Here is a 21,083-nt window from a genome sequence, read left to right as displayed (position 1 = left end):
TCTCGGGGGATGCAAGCCTCAGTCCCTAAAGACATTATGTCATATAATGATTATTAAACTATGTCATGATGGGATAAAAGAATTTTGGAGCAGTCAAATATTATAATCACATAAGCATATAGTGATTTAATTACAATTTGAAAAAAGAGCAGTTTACCTGGTGCGTTGCAAATATTTGATACAACAAATCATTAATATATAATGTAACTATAAAGTAATATAGACATTATATGACTATGATGCATAAGAAACTTTGAGGAGAATTGACGAGATTTTGTGGATTTCGAAGGGGCAAAATGGGGGAGGGGCGCTCATTTTGTGCATCGAAAATAACGGCCGGTCAATAGTAAAAGCCCAGTATAACGGTGGAAATCGAAGATATTTTGGCTTTACTTTGTTGCCGATTTGTAGATAATAATCCATAGATGCAAACACTCTTTGGCACTCCTGCGCCCAAAACGCGGAGCGAGTGTTTGCAAGAGAGAGAAAATATGCCAATTCATCAGGGAATTTGGCATCGAGATAACCGCCAGGCGAGCAAGGGAAAGGCTCATCGGGCGAAGCGGAGAGAGAACGAGCGAAATATGAGCAAAATGCGCATTGAAACTCGCGAAGGAAACGAGCCGAAGGCCCAGCGGGGCGGCGTATTCGCCGTCCTGAGGACCCTGCGCTCCCAGCGAAAAGCTGACGAGGCTGCGGAGACCGCCGGGGCTGTCGAGGTTGCGGAGACTGCGGAGGTCACTGAGGCTGACGGGGCTGCCGAGACCGCGGAGACTGCTGGGGTTATCGCGGCCGAGTCCCCCACTGTCGAGGACGTCCTGGACGCGACAGACGTCCAGGACGCGACGGAGGCCGAGGCCGTTGCCGCAGCCGCCGAGGTCGTCGAGGCCGTCGAGGCCGTCGAGGCCGTCGAGGCCGTCGAGGCCGAGGCCTCGGTCGCGGCGGATACGGGCCGTTTTACCGGCAAGGGCGCCTTCTCCCGCGCCATCGCCGCCAAGGGCGCCGGCTCCCAGGAGGGAAATGCCGTTGCAGGTGGCGTTGCCGCAGATGCCGAGGCCAAGGGCGGGTTCGACGGGACCCTGCCGGCTCCGGTGGACTTCAATGGCGACGGCATCGTGAGCCGCAACGCGCCGCGCCAGCTGACCCCCTCGGGCAAGGTCCTGGCCTGCACCTTGGCCGTGCTGCTGGTGCTGACCAGCTGGAATTCCGTGTCCATTGCCGAGGCCCGCACCATCTTCGTCGGCGACGAGCCGGTGCCCACGGCGCCAGCTGCGGAGGACGAGGCGGCCGACGATGGGGCCGACGATGGGGTCGACGACCAGGCCGATGAGGGGACTGACGAGGCCTCCGACGAGAGTGCCGACGAGGCTGACGCGGAGGGCGAGGACGGCGAGGACGGCGAAGGCACCGAGGACGACGCGGTCGCTGACAGTACTGTCAGCGAGGCAGATATGCAGGCATATCTGCCTAATGATCTGCTCGATGCCGACAAGGTGATGCCCTCCCTGACCGAGGAAGCCGAGCAGACGAAGGCGGACAAGCTGCTGAACGCCGCCACTTCCACCGAGGAGGAGCTTAAGGCCGCTCTGGCCGAGCGCTTCACCTACGGCCTTGATGTGACCGGCGGCCTGCGCGCTTCCGACAATGCCTTCCATGTGTCCGGCTCCGGCTTGACGCTGGCCCCCACTCTCGGCAACTTGGCCGTGAGCCTGGCGGGCGGCTACCTCGGCGGCTCCGAGAGCGACGATGCTGTGGTGCTCACCTTCGCCGCTCCCTATCTCTATAAGAACGCCGACGGCACCTACGGGCGCACCAACTCCGAGGAGGAGTGGAAGGCCCGCGGCGGCGCGGCCGACGATATGCGCGCCGTGCTGGCCGGCGAGCTGCCCGTGGGCTGGTCGGTGTACACCGAACACATGGGCCAGTACCAGAAGCGCACTGCCGAGGATCTGGCCGCGGGCCTGTCCGGCACCATCGTGCTGCGCTACGACGGCGTGCAGGACGAGCACGGCATCACCGAGCGCGAGACCCGTGGTCAACTGCCGGCCGGCACTCCGCTGCCTTCGTTGACGGCATCGCTCACCCAGAACGTGCCGGCCGCCGAGGCCGTGACCGTCCACGCCGGCTACGTGGTGTGCTCCTACACCGCCGCCGACCCTGCGACCGAGCAGGAGGCTGCCGATGCTGCGGCCGCCGGCGCCGCCGAGGGCGACGACTCCGCTGAGGCCGCTGCCGATGACGAGCCCGTCGAGCCGGCCGACTCCATTCTCTATCGCGCTGAGAACGCCGAGGCTGCCTCGGTGGTGCTCTCCAACGTGGCCCCTCTGGCCACCGTGGGCGCGGCCGTGGCCACCCAGGGCGATCCGGTGCTCGCCGGTGAGACCGGCTGGGCCGCCTTCCTCGTGAACATCACCGCCGCCGAGGGCGCGCTGCTCGAGCGCGGCCACGCCCTGCGCGTGTCCGACATGCCCGTGGACGCCAAGGGCACCGGCGCCCTTTCCGCCGACGCCATCGTGGCCTTCGACGCCACCAACCTCACCGCCGAGGCGTTGGCTTCCATCGATCCGGCCGACCCCGCGACCCTGGCCGCAGCCGAGGTGGAGGCCGCTCCGGTGCAGAAGGTGGCCGAAGGCGTGGCCGACATCAGCTTCGAGAACCTCATGGCCATCGACGACGATCCGGCCGACGAAGTGGAACCCGGGACCGTGCCGGCCCCCGAGGATGCCGAGCTGCCCGGCGATGCCACGCTCTCCCGCGACGAGGAGACCGGCGAGGCCTCGGGCACTCGCGTGCTCTACGTGGCCGTGCCCTATGCCGCCAGCGCCCTGACCCTCACCGAGGACGGCAGCGCCTACGAGGCGGAGACCCCGAAACTCACCTTGTGGTCCTACCTATATAGTAAGGCGATTCAGGAGGAGGCCGTGGCTGAGGCCGATGGCGACGCGGAGGCCATGGAGGCCGACGAGGAGTCCTGCGCCATCCTGTCGCTGGGCACCGCAGACGCAGTGTTCCCGAAGCCGGCCGAGCCCGAGCCGGCCGAGCCCGAGCCCACCGAGCCCGATGGCGATACCGATGCCGAAGAGCCAGCCGAGGCCGAGGGCGAGGGCGAGCCAGCCGAGGGCGACGAGGGCACCAAAGCCGATGAGGAGCCGGTCGCCGAGGAACCCGTTGAGGACGACGCCATGGCGGTCGGCCCCGAGTACAGCGAGTTCGACCAGGATGTCATCGACGAGATGACCAAGCTGCTTGATGCCGCCGGCATCCACTCCCTGGACGAGCTCATGGATGCCCTGGATCGGGCGGCCCGCGGCGAGCTGACCGTGGCCGACGGGGCTCTGGGCGACTACGATCTTCTGGAGATCTACATGGCGCTTCTGGGCATGTCCCTCGTGGATTTCGGCGTGACCCCGCTGGCTATCGCGCCCAACCCGAACACCGCCGGCCAGCTCGGCAACTCGAACTTCAACCCGAATCTCGTGTGCCAGGACATGGGCACCCCGCTCGGCAAGGACGAGAAGACCGGCGCCGACACCTATCTCATCAACGACAAGAACCATCCGAAGCTGACCTTGTCCTGCCAGTTCTCCGGCCAGACCGGCTACATGGGAGGCTGGAGCGCCTACGGCCCGAGCTACTACGGCACCTACGAATACGACGACAACAACAACCTCGTCTACACGCCGAGCACCACGGCTGCCACCAAGTTCGCGTCGGCGGCCGAGGCCGTGGCGAGTGCCGAGACCGTGGACAAGCGCACCTACCTGCGCTCGGACGCCACCTTCCCCGAGGACATCTCCACGCTGTCGGCCGACGAGCAGAACTACTGGAAGCTCAAGGACTACAACTACCAGAAGGATGCCGAGGGCTACCAGGAGATGGGCACCGAGTTCGAGCTGCGCGTGCCCTACCTCATCAAGAACGAGGCCGGCGGCCTTATGTCCACCTACAACTACACCGACTGGCGCGGCGACAAGAACGACGACGGCACCTGGTCCCGCGGCGGCTACGACAAGGACGGCAACCCCGCCGACAAGACCAACTACCCCTTCATCTCCGTGGACTTCGGCACGAACCGCACCTCCATGCTGAACAACTGGTCGGTGTATCTGCGCGTGCCCGGCGCCACCACCGACGGCGGCAAGGACGTGCGCGTCTGCCTCGACAAGTACATCGCCACCCTGGCCCAGGATGACCTGAACGACATCATCAAGGACTACCCGCAGCTGGAAGGCCTGAACTTCAGCTACGGCTTCACCGGAGAGCTCATCTTCGTGTGGCACGGCGAGAACAACGTGTACAACCCCACCGGCTACGACCAGAAGCTCCCCGTGGGCGGCCACCTCTCCCGCGCCCCCAACGTGAACGTGAACATGATCGGCGACATTCCCGAGAACGCCGGCGGCACCATCGAGTACGGCGGTCGCGCCCACGTGTTCACCGACGTGCAGCCCTCCGGCGAGAAGTACTTCTACCCGCCGGGAACCGACCCGAAGAACGGCAAGTTCGGCACCTTCACCGCCCAGATGGGCGTGGGCTACGGCGGTACCGTGCGCAAGATCAACCTGTTGAAGACGAACCTCACGTGGGAGACCACCTACGAGCCCATCTCCAACAACGTGCTCTACGACCGCTACAACTACATGGTGTACAAGGTGACCACCACCAACACCTCCACGGGCACCGCCGAGATCGACGCCTTGGAGTACTTCATCCGCGTGCACAACACCGAGCACAACAACAACACCGGCCTGACGAAGCGGGACCACATGCAGTGGCTCTACGACCCCGCCACGAGCAAGCGCCCCGACGGCGCGGTGTTCAACACGCTGTATCCCAACGAGCTCATCTCGGAGAAGGACAAGGATCCCTCCCTGGCCCGGGCAGCGCAGCCGCTCACGAGCCCGCGGGATACCCAGAACCTCCAGTACGTCGGCGTGCCGAACAAGGGCGGCGTGCTCATCTACAACACCACCGACTGGCTGGAGCAGGACTACGAGGATCTGGATAAGACGCTGTTCAGCAACTTGGACCAGATCATGACCCGTGCCGCCGAGCGTCTGAAGACGTGGAAGTCCGAGGTGAACAGCGAGGGCGTCACGACCTCGCGCTACGAGATCGACGACAGCCGCGACGACGAGTACAACATCGACGGCACCTTCGATGACGACGACAACCCCGTGGTGACCACGCACTCCATTCCCTATCGCCAGAACGACCAGCCGGGCTACGTGAACTTCACAGTCATCGATGCCGACGGGGGCCTGCTGTACCCGAACAGCCGCGTTCCGGAGAAGGAGGGGGCCCGCGGCCAGTACTCCTTCATCGTGGCCGTGCCCTACACCACCAACATCCCCGAGACCGATGGCGGCATGGGCCGCGGCCACTATGTGGACTTCGGCCCCAAGACCACCATCTACTTCGGCCACTTGGGAAGCGGCGTGGATGCGCCGAGCCGCGACTACTCCTGGTCCGACGCCGTGTCGAAGTTCGCCTACCCCTTCGGCATTCCCGAGGCGAGCCTGACCGGCGAGAAGCTGGCGGTGAACAAGTACACCGGCTCTACCGCCAATCCCTCCGTGCGCCCGCAGGCCGAGAAGGTGCTCTCCACCAAGTACAGCTACCTGGGCTACCCGGTCACCTACGAGATCGGCAACTTCACCTCCCAGGGCAACATGCCCCTCTACGGCGAGAACGTGGGCAGCATCGGCGGCGCTGAGCGTCCTGAGGATGCCGGCAAGCCCCACGGCCCGGCCGTCATGGACACCTTGCCAGACTACTTCCGCCTCTACAACCTGGAGTTCGAGATCGACTCGGCCCGCACCATGGGCACCGGCGACAACGACTACCATAGCGACATGGAGCCGCTCTCCCGCTACTTCGATACCGACGAGAGCCACTTCCTGGACGGCTTCGACAACACGAACTGGGGCAACAGCGCTGTCGTGCAGTTCGAGGTGGCCGTGCCCGCCGAGAAGGACCCCGGCGACGAGAGCGCCAACGAGGAGGACGACTACTACTGGGTGAACATCGGCACCCCCGAATACGTGCGTACCGAGTCCTACGACGCCGGCACCGACGAGGAGGGCGAGCCGGTTACCCGCTACCGCCACATCTACCGCCTCGGCGGCGAGGACAAGGCCACCTCCATCGCGTCTATGCTGGCCGCTCGCCAGATCAGCCCCATCCCCGGGCTCACCGATCTGTCCGTCACGGACAAGACCGACCTGAAGAACTTCACCGGCGGCATCCGCATGGTCATGGAATCTCCCGTGGCGGCCAACATCGTGCTGCCCGTGACCGTGCGCGTCACCGGCACCATGACGCTGCCCTTGGCCGACTACCGCAACGCGGTGGAGGTGCAGTACGGCAAGCGCACCTGGAACCAGGCGGCCCAGAAGTACGCCTCCTCGGTGGAGGTCTCCGATCGCTCCCAGGCCACCTTCACCTCGGCCCTCTCGCCGACGCCCCAGGTGAGCGCTACGGCCGTGTCCATGGCCGCGAAGCTCTACGACGAGAAGTCGGCCATCGGCCCCAACGATGTGAACAAGCAGCCCATCCTGTCCCGCACCGGGTCGGGCTGGCGCTTCCAGGTGAGCAACAACTCCATGTCGAAGATGGAGCCCGCCTCCTTCACCGTGGGCAACACCTACGGCGCGGCCGAGGCCGCCGGCTTCACCACGGAGCGCGTTGGCATCAACCAGGGCCTGCTCGATAACGGCATCCTGAACAAGATCGACATCACCTATCGCGTGAAGGACGGGGCCCTGTACACGAACAAGCACGCCGTGTACACCCTGAACCCCGACACGGCCCAGGGAGAGCGCGACCTGCGCGAGCTCTTGCGGGCCCGTGCTGCCTACACCGTGGGCGGCCAGGAGGTGTGGAAGAAGAACGCCGACGGCAAGTTCGTCGACATCAAGGGCAACGTCATCGCCGATCAGGAGCCCGACGACATCGCCACCTGGACCAAGAACGGCGTTGTGCTCATTCCCGAGGACTGGAGCGATGCGCTGTTCGGTGCCGGCTACTTCGTGTCCATGACCCTGTCCTTCGAGGAGCTGAAGGGCAAGAGCGAGATCGGCACGAGCAAGATGTACGTGGAGGTGCAGGGCTCGGCCGAGGACTTGGCCACCATGGAGATGACCGGCACCTTGACCACCAACTACGAGCAGCTGGCCGCCGCCATGGAGGGCCGCAACGTGCTGGCCAAGGCCACGGCCTCCTTCACGTCCCGCAAGGCCCCCTACCACTTGGCCGTGACCACCACGGGCATGCGCGAGAGCAAGGTGCCCGGTGATCCGAACGCCTTCGTGGGCAACCTGGAGTACGAGCGCGACAACGACGGCAACATCTACTATACCGACGCCTCGGGCAACAAGGGCATTGTGAAGGACAAGGTGTTCAGCTACGGCTCCACGGTGACCACCGAGCAGACCAAGCCCTTCGACGCGGCCACCATGCTGCCCTTCTACACCGACAAGGACGGCGTGCGCGGCGTGCTCGATGGCGGCGTGTTCACCTACGAGGATGCCAACGGCGAGGTGCAGACCCGCGTGGTGCCCATCTTCGAGGTGGAGTCCCTCACGGGATCGAAGCGCTATTCCGACGGCACCCACACCGGCATCCTGCGGGACGACAAGTTCGTCTACGAGGAGCCCCAGAGCCGCGAGGTGACAGAGGACTACCTCTTCGACCTGGTGACCGAGCAGTGGGCCGGCGGCAAGAAGCTGGTCTCCACGGGCACGATCGACGATGACGGCAACCCGCTCTACACCGATAACGCCGGCAAGACCGGCTACATCGCCGACGGCTGGTTCATCTTCGGCGCGGGCGAGAACGACAAGCTGGAAGTAGAGGTGAGGGTCAAGAAGGACGCAGAAGGCAACGACCTGTACACCGACCGCTCCGGCAACGAGGGCATCGTGGTGGGCGACCTGTTCAAGTATAAGGATACCGAGGGCAAGGAGCACAGCAAGCCCTACACCACCGCCTTTACGCCCACGGGCAACAAGGTCATGGTGGACCAGGAGCAGCGCGATCCGGTGACCGGTGATGTCACCATCGTGAAAGTGGAGGTGGACGAGTACGAGAACCCGGACGGCCACCGCGGATACGTGGCCGACGGCTGGTTCACCTATACCGTTACCGAGCAGGTGGAGCGCACCGTGGACATCGACCCGGCCGTGGGCGTGCTGTCCTACCACCGCGACGGCAACAAGAACATCTACCACCGCGGCACCGATGCCGACGGCAACACCGTGACCGGCGTGAGGCGCGGCGACTTGTTCGCCTACAACGTCACCGAGTTCGTGGGCGACAGCTACCCGGTTACCGACATGAGCCTGCTGACGCCTGTGGTGGAGAAAGACGACGCCGGCCACGACAAGCTCTTCGAGGGCTACATCGGCGACCCGGGCAGCGGCTGGCGCATCACCGTGGCCAACGATTCGGCCTACGATATCGGCAACGCCGTCATCAAGGCAGGCGTGGTGCTGAAGGACAGCATGGGCGCCGGCGCGCCCACGGACTCCACCGAGACCGTGGACAAGAAGATCCCCTACATCACCGAGGGGCACACCGACTTCGAGGCCTCCCACATCGCCATTTCCCCGGCCCTGTGGCAGACCAAGCTCATGACCGTGTACGAGTCGAACACCTGCAGCATGGCCCACGTGCACACGGCCGACTGCCCCGATGCCGTGGCCGTGGAGAAGAACGTGCGCCGCGGCGGCATTCCCGACACGCTGACCCTGGAGGTCTTCGACGCCACCAACACCTCGAACCTCCAGACACCGACGACCCTGACGGTGCCCGGCATCGCCTTCCGGGCCCTGCTCGGCCTGTTCACCGAGGAGGACCGCGATGCCTTCCGCATTGCCAACCCCTCCTTCGCCGGTGCCGATGACGCCACCGTGGATGCCGAGCTGCACAAGGCCCACGACGCCAAGGTGTCTACCTACGGCCTGTCTCTGGCCGACGACGGCACCATTGTGGTGACCCTGGCCGACTGCGCTCCCTGGAAGGCCGGCAACTACTACCTGCGCGGCCTGGAGCAGGAGTTCGTGCACTTCGGCAGCGGCCTGACCTTGAACGATGGCGGCTACCTGGACATCTACGGCACCGTGGTGAACAAGGCCGAGATGGAGATCGGCGGCATCTTCTCCACCAACTACGAGAACCCCAAGTGGGACACGGCCGTGGATTCCGAGGGCGTGCTCAACGGCGCCCCGTACCCCGCGGACGGCACTCCCATCGTGAAGGCCTTCTCCGATATGCGCGGCGAGGACGCAAAGGACGACAATACCGATTACCTAGGCCCCAACAACGCCTCGGAGGGATACTCCAACCCGCTTCTGGGCCACCGCGCCGGCCTGCGCATCAAGTCCACCACCGGTAAGGACGAGATTTGGGCCACCAAGCCCGGTACCAGCGACCGGGTGGACGTGCCCAAGCGCAAGGCCTACTACGACTACGAGGATTCCGGCTACCGCATCAACGTGGCCAACGACACCAAGTACGCCATCGCCCAGGGCGCCCGCTTCACCGTGGAGCCCCTGCCGGCCGATGTGCTGAAGAACCCGAGCAACCCCGCCGACGCGAACAAGCTCGTGGACTTCGAGACCCACAGCATCACCCTGTCCCCGGAGCTGTTCAAGAAGGGCAACGTGGAAGAGGGGGAGAAGCAGGCCTCCCACGCTGGTCAGATGATCGATGCGAAGATCACCTACTACGACATCACCGACGGCGGCAAGGGCACCCTCAAGGAGATCAGCCTCCACGAGCTGGTGGAGTACATCTACCAGGCCCGCATCACGGTGACCAAGCCGGGCGATGCCAACTGGAAGGGCTACACCGAGGGCACCTTCGCCTCGGGTACCGTGGCCGTGCCCGATTGGTTCACCAAGGACGTGACCGACGAGAGCGGCGCCACTGTGTCCAAGTCGGTGGTGCGCTATGAGGACGGCAACTGGGTCATCGACTGGGATCTGTGGGACCGCGGCTACCTCGTGTCGGTGGAGCTGGACTACGGCTCCTTCAACAAGTGGGTGAACGAGGCCACCAACGCCTACGTAGAGCTGCGGGGCCGCACGAGCAACCTGGGCACCTTCCAGATGAACTCCACGTTCAAGACCAAGCAGGCCATCGATGAGTGGACCCGCTCTTGGACGAGTGCCGTAGCCCTCACGAGCGTGCTGCCGCCCATCCGCCCGACTATGAACATGGGTGCCTATGGCGCCAAGCAGGGCGTAGAGGCCGCCGGCGACGACGACAACGTGACCATCGTGCCGGGGCAGCCGAACACCTACGGCGGCATCAGCACCATTCACATGAACAAGACCACCCTGTGGAACTCGGGCACCTATCGCGAGCAGCAGGGCTTCACGGCCGAGGGCGGCGGTAACTACTACAAGCAGTACCCCATTACCTCCTCCGAGGTGCGCGACGAGAAGCCCACGGCCTATCGCAACGAGGAGAACGCCGGTTACCGCGCCGTGGTCACCAACGACGCCGACCACGCCATGTACACCGGCGCAAAGCTGACCATCGGCAACCTGACTCCCCGCTGGGACCAGGCAGAATGGGGCTCTGACGGCGACGGCCACAAGAAGGGCGACAAGCCCGGCGAGGCCCTGGACAAGAACCTCGGTTACCACACCACCTACCTGACCCTTTCGGCCGGGCTTATCGCCTCCTCCGAGATCGAGTCGGTCACCATTCACTCGGTGCCGGCCTTTACCAAGTACACCTCGGGCGGCTCGCATGTGGTGGGCACGGCGGGTGCCGTGAAGAGCACGTGGACCTGGGAGCAGATCCAGCAGAAGTGGATGGGGGTCAAGGCCGACGGCGCATGGGACGGCGAGAACATCAACATCCCGGCCACCGAGGGCTGGTTCGGCAACGACGCCTTCTACTTCGAGGTGACGTTCAAGAAGGTGGACGCGCACCTGACCGTGACCGATAACGCCTACGTGGACTTGTTCGGCTACGGCATCGACTCGCCGAACGTGAACAACGCCACCGACCCCTACTATGCCGAGTCCGACGATGTCTACGCCTACGGCGATTCCTACAACGTGGTGCACGTGGGCCAGACCCACGGCTGGGGCTGCTGGGGCGGCGGTAACCCGGGCACGAGCTCGTCGCGCATCGATAAGCAGTTCCTCGGCCGCTACGCCTACGTGGGCAACTACTACGTGGTCGTGGACGCCGACTCCGAGTTCAAGGCCCTGTACCCGGATGCCGACTGGTCCCACATCTCCGGTTCCAGCAACGGCGCCACCGGTGCCAACGACGGCGTGAACTCCGACGGCGTGCGCACCTTCGCCCGGGACAGGGCGAACCTGTACGCCATCGGCGGCCAGCCCAACATCGGCCTGGAGGCCCACACCTACTTCAAGGCCGTTGAACCCGCAGCGGGGGAGGCCTACGACGCGGCAGCCAAGCGGTCCGTGGCCGCCATGGCCGCCACCACCAACATCACGGGCATGAGCAGCCAGACCAAGGCCTGGTGGGGCGAGGACGGCGCGGCCTACCGCTTCAACGTGTCCAACGGCGCCCGCACCATGTTCGAGAGCGAGCTGCAGATCGGCACCGAGGGCACCAAGTACTGGGTGAACTCCACGGACTCCAGCGTCACCTACGGCCGCATCAAGCCCCAGGGCACAGAAGTGTCCTGGGAGCTGGTGCCCGGCACCGATGATGTGGAGGACTACGAGAACGCCGTGCGCGGCTTCCAGACCAAGAACATCATGATCTCGAAGGCTCTGCGCGCAAGCTCCGACATCAAGGAGGTGGAAGTTACCTTCTACGAGCCGACGGCCACCAAGCTGCCCCTGGCGGCGGCCCCGGCCAAGACTCGCGTGATTCTGCCCTACGCCTACCTGCGCGGCGAGGTGGATTCCGCCGGCAACGCCGTGGGCAACCCCGCCTACGACGCGACCAAGGCCACGAAGGCCTACGATTCCGACGGCTCCCTCATCATTCCCTGGGACGAGTGGAAGCAGGGCTACGTGCTGAACGTGGTGGTGCGCTTCAACTCCGTGGACCCGAACACGGGCCTGGCCGCCGACAGCACCACCAAGACCTACGACGCCTTCGTCGATCTGTGGGGCGAGGCCAACAACGTGCGCGACATGCCCCTGTCCTCCTGGTTCGGCTGCACCTACGACTACCAGGGCTGGCACTACGACCGCGACGAGCCCACCCGCCCCTACGGCACCAACAAGGGCGGCTACGCCTGGGGCAGCTGGCCCAACGTGTGGGCCTGGAACTCCCGCAACCCCTCGGCCTACGGCAACGGCTACACCCGCGTGGGCGACTACGTGCAGTGCATGACCTGGCCCGGCTCCGCGGCCCACAACTGGTGCGTGGCCAACGCCGGCAACTACAGCGCCATCACGAGCCGCTACAACTCCTACATGCCGCAGTTCAAGCGCTGCGTGGCCAGCTGGAACCCCTACTGGAAGGGTGCCAACGCCTACCACAACGGCGCGGCCACGGCCTGGCTCATGGGACGCCCCTACGAGGTGGACGAGCGCATCAAGGCTGAGACCTTCATGCGCTCCGAGGACGCCACCGCCTCGGCGGGCTACGACGACCACACCGACGGCACGGCCCAGGAGACGGCCCTCGGCGGCTCGCTCAAGCTCACCGAGACCACGAGCAACTTCGTGAACGGCACCACGAGCGGTTATACCAACGGCTACTACGAGGAGGAGGGAAGCGGCTTCCGCTTCACCCTGTCCAACAACAGCGCCACCGACAAGGCCATGACCGACTTCGCCCAGAAGGAGGGCACGAACCTCACGGGCGCCGACGGCCACTTCCGCATGCGCAAGGCCTACTTCGCCACGTCCAAGATTCCCTTCGTGAACAACAAGGACGACGAGGAGGTGAAGGCCGGCAAGAAGCCCGCGGGCCTGGTGAACTACTACACCGAGAAGGTTGCCCTGTCAGCGGCCCTGTTCGAGCACTCCACGGTGAAGGACCTCACCCTGTACTGGCGTCCCTACGATACGGCCACCCAAGAGCCGGCCGCCTCCGACGCCAGCCTGACCATCGACGGCGCCGACCTGCGGACATTCGCCGCGGTGGCGAACCAGGCGGCTCTTGACGCGGTCACTTTCGACAACGCCGTGGCCCTGCCCGGCGGCAAGGGCAACCTGTTCGATAACGTGGCCTTCAACGGAGATGTGCTGGAGGCGAAGGACAGCGACGGCGAGGTGGTCATGTACCGCCAGGCCGACGGCGACGTCGTCTTCACGGCCGCCCTGTGGAACCACGAGTACTACCGCAACCTGGAGATGCATCTGCGCGACTTCGCCGCCCAGACCACCAACGACATGGGCGCTTGTGTGGAGTACTGGGGCGAGGGCACCTACCGCTGGACCAATTGGGACCTGCGGGCCACCTTCCGCACCGACTGGATCACCAGCTGGTGGAACTCCAACAACAAGCACGACACCGACTCCACGAGCGCGAGCTACGGCACGCCGGTCATCAACGGCGACCCGGCCTTCAAGGTCCGCGGCCTTAACGGCGACTTCACCACCTATGCGAACCTGCGCAACCAGCTGTTCCAGAACTACACCTACAGCGTGAGCGAGGCTGCCACCCCGGGCACCGGCAACTGGACGGCCCCGGCCTACAACACCTTCGGCACCACCTTGGGCCGCAACTACTACTGGAACGCCTCGGCCGGCGCCTACAATTCCACGACACTTTCCAAGACGGCGTCCATGGGCGGCAACGCCCCCTACACCTATACGGCCAGCGCCCGCCTGAACGTGGCCCTGCCGCCGGTGCGCCCGGTGGTGGCCCTGTACAGCTACAAGGACGCCGATGTGGCCAACAAGGCCTTCGGCGACCTGGACAAGTACGAGAAGAAGAACTCGCCCACCCAGACCGTGGGCACCCTGGTGGGCAACGCGCCGGAGGTTACCTCCCAGCGCAACGCCCAGGACGCGAGCAACCACAACGTCATCACAGGCTACAACTGGAACAGCCAGCCGCGGGCCTACTGGCGCGATGAGGCCGTGGGCTACCGCGCCCTGCTGTCCAACAAGTCGCGTTACGCCATGGAGCACGGTGCGAAGGTGACCCTGGGCGATATCCTGCCCCTTTCCGACACCAACGCGCCGGCACTGCTGGGCAACGTTGGCTTCCGCACCACGCGCCTAGCCCTGTCCAGGGGCATGTTCGAGGCGGGCGTGGATCCCGTCAGCGGCGAGGGCTCCATCAAGTCCATCACCCTGAGCTGGTACGCGCGCGACGGCAAGGCCGCCTCGTGGATCGGCAACACCAGCGCCATCCCCCAGTCGCCCATCAGCCGCACCGGCCTGGCCGCCGCCTCGCCCGTGTTCACCACCACCTACACCGGCGAGCAGGTGAGCGCCTGGTTCCAGGGAAAGCACCTTGTCTACGAGCGCGACGAGAACGGCAATGTGGCAACTGACGGCGACGGCAACCCGATTGTGAGGGAAGAGCAGGACATTGCCGCCGGCGAGGCTCCGGGGCTTGCGATTTCCGCCGACGGCGATGTGCTCTTGGACTGCACCATGTGGGTGTCCGGCGACCTGGCGGGCCTGGTGATCGACTACGGCTACTACAAAAACGACCTCACCCGCGAGCAGTCGAAGGACCCGGCGCTGAAGGACTACAAGCGCATCACGGGCGACGAGCCTTACGTGGACTTCTTCGGCTACACCATCGACTCGCCCGACGCCAACAAGGTGCGCACCGTGAAGGACACCTGGTGCGTGAACCACGGCTGGGAGGGCGCCGACGGTTCCACGGTGGACCAGTACCGCGACTTCTACTACGATATCGTGCGCATGGAAACCGATTTCCGCACCACCTACGGCAACGCCAACTGGAACAACCTCTACGAGGGCAACAACCAGGGCACCGAGAACAGCAGCCACCATAACGAGTACGATGTGAACGCGTTCAGCGAGATGACCCGCTCCACCGACTACGGCGACCTGTTCGCCCATACGCCGGCTTCCAGCCAGAAGGTGGTGGCCAAGGCCTACTTCGCCGACAACGCCAAGCCCATGGGCGCTCTGACCGACGACGGGGTGTCGGTGGGCACGATCCCGCCCGACGGCAAGCTGCACGACACCACGACGGCCTACCTGCGCTACTACGGCGCGGGCTGGCGCTTCACCTATACCAACTACGCCAATCCCACCACCGTCACCTCCAACACCTATGCGAACTCGGTGTGGGCCCCCGACCATAACATCTACGACCGCGACTACGAGATGTTCGACAGCTACCTGAACGTGGGCGTCATGCCCTCCGAGGACGTGCCCGCCGCCGAGACGGACGACTACGCCAACGTGAAGCGCACCTTCGATGCGAAGTACCTGAGCCTGTCGAAGGGGCTCTTGGAGGCGGCCACGTGGAACCGCATGGAGGCCCGGGCCGATGGGCGCCCCGGCAACGCCGTGAAGACCATCGCCATCACCGCCGTGCCGCGCAAGGTGGCGGCCCCGGCGGGGGAGGGCGACAGCGGCGCCGATGGCAGCGCCGACGACGGGGAGGCCGACCCAGCGGGAGCGACCGTCTGGGACGAGCCGGCAGCGGAAGCAGGTGACGTCACCGCCACCGAGACGCTGGCCGACGGTACCACGCGCACGACGACCACCCGTACCGACGGCACCACATGGGTCAAGGACGAGACCACCGCAGGGGCGGTGAGCATCACCTATACCTTTACCCTGGATACGGCTGTTGCCCGCGGCGCCTCCTACGATACCGACGGCAACCTGGTCATGCCCGCCTCCCTGTGGAACGACGGCTATTTCCACAACCTGCGCGTGGACGTGGCCCACTTCAATGCGGGTGTGCGCGAGGACGCCAACGCGGCCATCGATGTGCTCGGCCGCACCGACGTGGTGGACAAGAACGTGAAGCTGGAGTCGGTGTTCAACACCGACTACGACGCCAACAGCGCCACGGTGCTCGACAACACGCTGCTGGACGGCGCGGCCACCGGCACCCTGGCCGGTGCCTTCCAGAGCGCCGGCACCTGGGATCACACAGCTGACATGTACGGCCAGTGGAGCGACGAGATCGCCGGCGGCAGCATCCTCCAGGAGAAGACGGCCGATAAATTCGGCGAGGCGGCCATCGCTCGCAAGGCCCTGGGCAGCAACCGCTACGACGGGTACATCGCGGCCTACGACCGCTCCAACGGCATGGACCGCATCGACGCCGCCACCCTGGTGGCCGAGGTGGACCCCATCAAGCCGCGCATTGACTCCTACACCTTCCTGTACGCCGACAAGGCCGGCGATGTCACCGCCAACATGGAGTGGTCGGACACCGCGACGCCGAACACGCCCATCGACACCCTCATGGGCTCCATGAACTCCGGCTGGCGCTTCCCGCTGACTAACAACTCCAACTACGCCCTGGACTCCGCCCGCGTGACCTTGGGCACCGGCTATGTGGCCGCTGGCGACGACAAGGGCGCCAGCTTCGGCACCACGGGCTCCACGGGCAACGTGGTGGGCGGCGTGGCCAACTACGACGGCGGTGATCCGTCCGGCAACCATGCCATCTACGGCGAGCTGGTGGACGGCCAGTGGCGCGGCTTCGATGCCAAGACGCTGTACGTGAACGGCCCGGCCCTGGCCGCCATCCTGGCCGGCCCCATGGCCGATGCGAAGGCCGCGGCGGCCCGCGCCGGCGAGGGCGACTTCGAGCATCAGAGCGACTTCATCGCCCCCGAGGCCGACCTGGCGGGCCTGAAGGCGATGGGCGAGAGCGATGTGAAGGCGATGCTCGCCGGCTACACGGTGGACATCTACGCCGTGGGCCGTGCCGACACCACCTTCTCGCGCGCCACGAGCGTGAACCGTATGCAGGGCGACGGCTCCTTCGCCACCGAGACCATCACGGTGCCCACCGTGCCCAGCCTTCCCATCCACCAGATGGGCGGCGCGGCCGACACCACGGCCTCCTACACCGATGGCGACGGCAACCCCACCGGCGAGAAGGTGTTCACCCGCGCCGACGGCACGGCGAAGTACCAGCCCCTGGCCCTGGCCGACTACGTGACCCGCGACGCCGCGGGCAACTGGGTCGTCTCCATTCCGAGCGAGGCCTGGCTTGCCCACGCCGACGACTGCACGGCCAAAAACGGCATCGGCCACAACGACGATGCCGCCAACCCGAACCATACCGCGTGCAAAGACGAGCTGTACGTGACCCGCGTCACCTTCCACCTGCCCGGCTTCGCCGCCAAGGTGACTCAGGCCGATCCCACGGCCGCCGACGCCGCCGTCATCGAGATGCACGGCGTGCCCACCCGCGCCACGGTCATGAGCCTGGACGGCCAGTTCTCCACCGAGTACAAGACCGAGAGCTGGAACGCCAACAAGGACACCCGCACCATCGACGGCGACTATGCCAAGATGAACCCCCTGACGGCCGAGCCGGAGATCCAGACCTACTTCAACTGGACCGGCGGCAAGACCGGCGAGGGCAACATCGAGGTGGACCAGACCACCCACCGCCCGCTCACCTACACGCTGGACGCCGCCGGCAACAAGGTGGACAGCCAGGTCATCGGCGGCACCCTGTACCGCCCCATCACCAATGTGCCCTACCGCTGGGGCGAGGGCGACTTCAGCTACCTCGACTTCGGCAACGGGGAAGGAGAGGGCTGGAAGGTGGGCCAGGACCACGCCACCCCGCGCTTCACCGACACCCTGGCCGCCCCCGATAAGACGAGCGATAATCCGCGCGAGGACGCCTGGTACGAGTACATCCTCACCAACAAGTCGAAGTCCACGGCCGAGAACGGATACCTGGACCTGGCCATCGACGGCGTGTCCATGATGAAGGTGACCAAGGACGCCAACGGCACCTACCAGCGGGCCACGAACGAGATCGTGGAGCAGGCCCGCGGCTTCATCGCCGACGAGTTGCAGATCGACGGCTACTACCGCTACCGCGACGGCGACGCCACCCGCACCAAGCTGCCGGCCGACACCACGGTGACAAGCACCAAGTGGACCAACCGCGCCGGCACGGTGAGCAAGCTGTGGCTCTACGGCTGTTCCACGGTGGTGCCCCACGCCTCCTCCGAGGACTTCACCGGGACCGACGGCCAGAAGTACCGCCGCTCGGTGAACGCCGCCACCGGCGAGGTGGAGGTCACCCGCCTCTCCGACGGCTCCAAGACCGTAACGGCGCCCGTGGCCACGGTCACCCTGGACGACGCCACCATCGAACTGCTGGTCAAGAACGGCGGTACCGCCATCGACTTCACCACGGCCGCCGGCACCGACGGCGCCTCGGTGGACGAGGCCATCGCGCACCTGCCCCTGACCGAGGCCGGCCTTGCGGCCCTGAAGGACGCCGGCGCCTCCATCAAGCTGCGCGAGGATGCGGATGGCGCCTTCGACTACGAGGTCATCGCCAACGTGCGCCTGCTGTACAACTCCATGGCCGCCGAGCTGTACGAGGAGTACCCGGCCGACGGCCTGACCCCGGCCAAGGCGGGCAGCAACACCACGCTCACGGCCCGCATCTACGGCGACGTGCGCACCCACGGCACGCCTACGGCCGTGGCCGGCGGCACCGTGAACACCAGCTACGACAACCGCATGGCCTCCACCATGTACTACTTCCCGCTGTCGAGCTTCTACGGCAACATCGACCGCGCCTCGGAGAAGAAGCTCGTGGTGGACAAGTACCTGGGCGCCTCGGAGGCTGCGGCCTTCAAGGACGCCGCTAGCCGCCCGACCAACGGTGCGACCAGCGTTTCCACGCCCGAATGGGTCGATAACGGCACCACCAACGGCACGGGCAACGGCACGCTCGGCTCGGGCAACTCCGCCACGGTGTCGGTGGCCAATAAGGCTGACGGCGCCGGTTACACCTTCACCCTGCGCAACGCCACCCGCGCCCGTTCCGACGCGGCTACGCTGTCTATGCGCATCGAGAGCGTGTCCATGAAGGCGAAGGCCATGCTGGCCCCGGGCTATGCCGAGGCCAACGCCGGCAACGCCGCCGATCTGGACACCAACAACTACTACGGCTACCGGGGCGTGGTGCGCGGCTTCAAGACCGCCGAGCTGGAAATCGGCACGGCGCTGAAGACCATGGGCCAGCTTGATTCCATCGACCTGACCTTCTACCAACCCAACGGCGAGAAGTTCATTATCACGGTGCCGGCCGACTCGGCGCTCCTCGGCGCCGACGGCGCGGCCACCACTCTGAACTTCCACGACGCCTGGAACAGCGACGCCGCGGGCGATACCGTGGTGAATGCCATCGACGGATTTGAGGCCGTGGGCCTTGTGCGCACCCCCTCGGGCGACGCGGGCTACGACGCCACGACCACGGTGCCCACGGTGGCCGGCAAGAGTGAGGCCTACACCGCGGCGAACTACACCGGCCCCATCCACCAGAACACCACGGCCTACACCATCGACGACTGCTATCTGTACCAGGTGGACTTCCACTACGATTCGCTGGAGCCCTCCTGGCGCCCCGGCCTGCAGAATTCCGCTGGGGCCGAGGACTGGGTGGTGCAGGATGCCAACGGCAACACGACGGCCAACAGCAGCCCGGCTGCCTCGGCCGCCTCGTGGAACGCCGATGCCAAGGTGCCGGCCAGCTCGGCCAACAACGGCTACGCCGACCCCGCCGATGCCGCCGGCGAGCTCACGGTGACCGCCACGGGCAAGGCCGACTGGTACAACTCCGTGGGCAACACTGCCACCTACAGCAACAGCTGGTCGGCGGCGGGCCTGTTCGTCAACGGCACCGACAAGACCCTCACCCCCTGCGTGAACAACTACCGCACCTACTACTCCACGAGCAGCAACGGCACGCGGAACTACAACTGGTACTACCCGCACAACCAGACTCTGCACGCCCGCCTGTTCCTGAAGCAGAAGGGTGCCTTTGACACCCGCGGCGCGCGCACGGCCGACTGGCAGGACAACTCCGCCGTGAACACCGCCGAGAAGGACAAGGCCCAGGCCCTGTCCCGGGACTACCGCTACGACACGGTGCGCAAGTGCGCCGCCCTGTCGGTGGCCCGCCCCTATATGGAAGTGCACTCCTACGTGCGCTACGGCAACGTGAACAACTACACGGGCAAGACCGTGAGCGAGTCCACGGCCTACGCCTCCGACGGCACCCGCACCGAGGTGAGCGTGCCCTACGCCAAGACCTTCAACTACTGGGCCACGCTGAAGAACGAGTCCGGCATCTCCAAGCTGGACGATACCGACGTGAACATCACGTTCCCCGTGGAGTGGGAGACCTTCCAGACCGGCAAGGCCTCCGTGGTGGGCAACAACGGTAAGACGAGCGCCTACACGGGCTTCCATCCCATCGGCTACACCATCTCCCGCGGCTACCTGAAGTGCTTCCCCGATGACAAGGTGGGCAAGATCCGCATCTTCGGCTACTCGCCCTACCAGATCAGTCGCAAGGTGGCCCAGACGAGCACCACCAAGGTGGTGCTGTGGCCCTATTACACCGAGGTGGCCGGCAAGAAGCGCCTGGCCGGCTTCGAGCTGGAGTACGCCACGGGCACCAGCACCGCCAACCGCTCGCTCCAGGCCCGCGGCGCTCTGTCCTACAGTTCCGCGGCCGTGAGCGAGGCCACCCTGCGGGACCACGGCTTCGACGTGGTGGACGGCCGCGTGCGCATCCCGCTCCAGGCCAACGGCAGCTTCCTGCTCACCGAGCAGCAGGTCTACGACATGGGCATCGAGGTGCCCACCATGTTCCAGCTGTACTCCTGGAAGGATATGGCCGAGGATATGGCCGGCAAGACTGTCGACGACCAGAACGTCTTCATCCAGGGCTACACCGACAGCAACTTCGAGACCCAGCGCACTATAAACATTGCAACATATAATCATTTAGACTCTTTCCGCGAGGCGCCCCTGGACCTGCCGGCCTTCGGCGCCGCGAGCGGCGCCCTCACCGCCGACGGCAACAAGGCCAACTACGGCTTCAACGGCGATAAGGTGCTCAACGGCACGGCGGACAACTACACCCTCACCCGCATCGACCGCTCCCTCATCTTCGTGTCCAAGATGTAC

At 65.3% G+C, this 21,083-nt stretch carries 1 protein-coding gene (only partly in view); it reads left to right on the top strand.

Annotated elements, in window-relative coordinates:
- Positions 1-584: 584 nt before the first annotated feature.
- Positions 585-21,083 carry the start of an SdrD B-like domain-containing protein gene (locus F8D48_RS11595; protein WP_170272725.1) on the top strand. It continues 53,421 nt past the right edge of the window, so only the first 20,499 of its 73,920 coding nucleotides appear in the window; the start codon lies at positions 585-587; its stop codon lies off the right edge, out of view.

Origin of the sequence: Adlercreutzia muris (assembly GCF_008831045.1) — a bacterium.
In the GTDB taxonomy this organism is placed as follows: Bacteria; Actinomycetota; Coriobacteriia; order Coriobacteriales; family Eggerthellaceae; genus Adlercreutzia; species Adlercreutzia muris.
The sequence above is the reverse complement of the archived record's forward strand: the minus strand, read 5'-3'. Positions and strand labels throughout refer to the sequence as shown.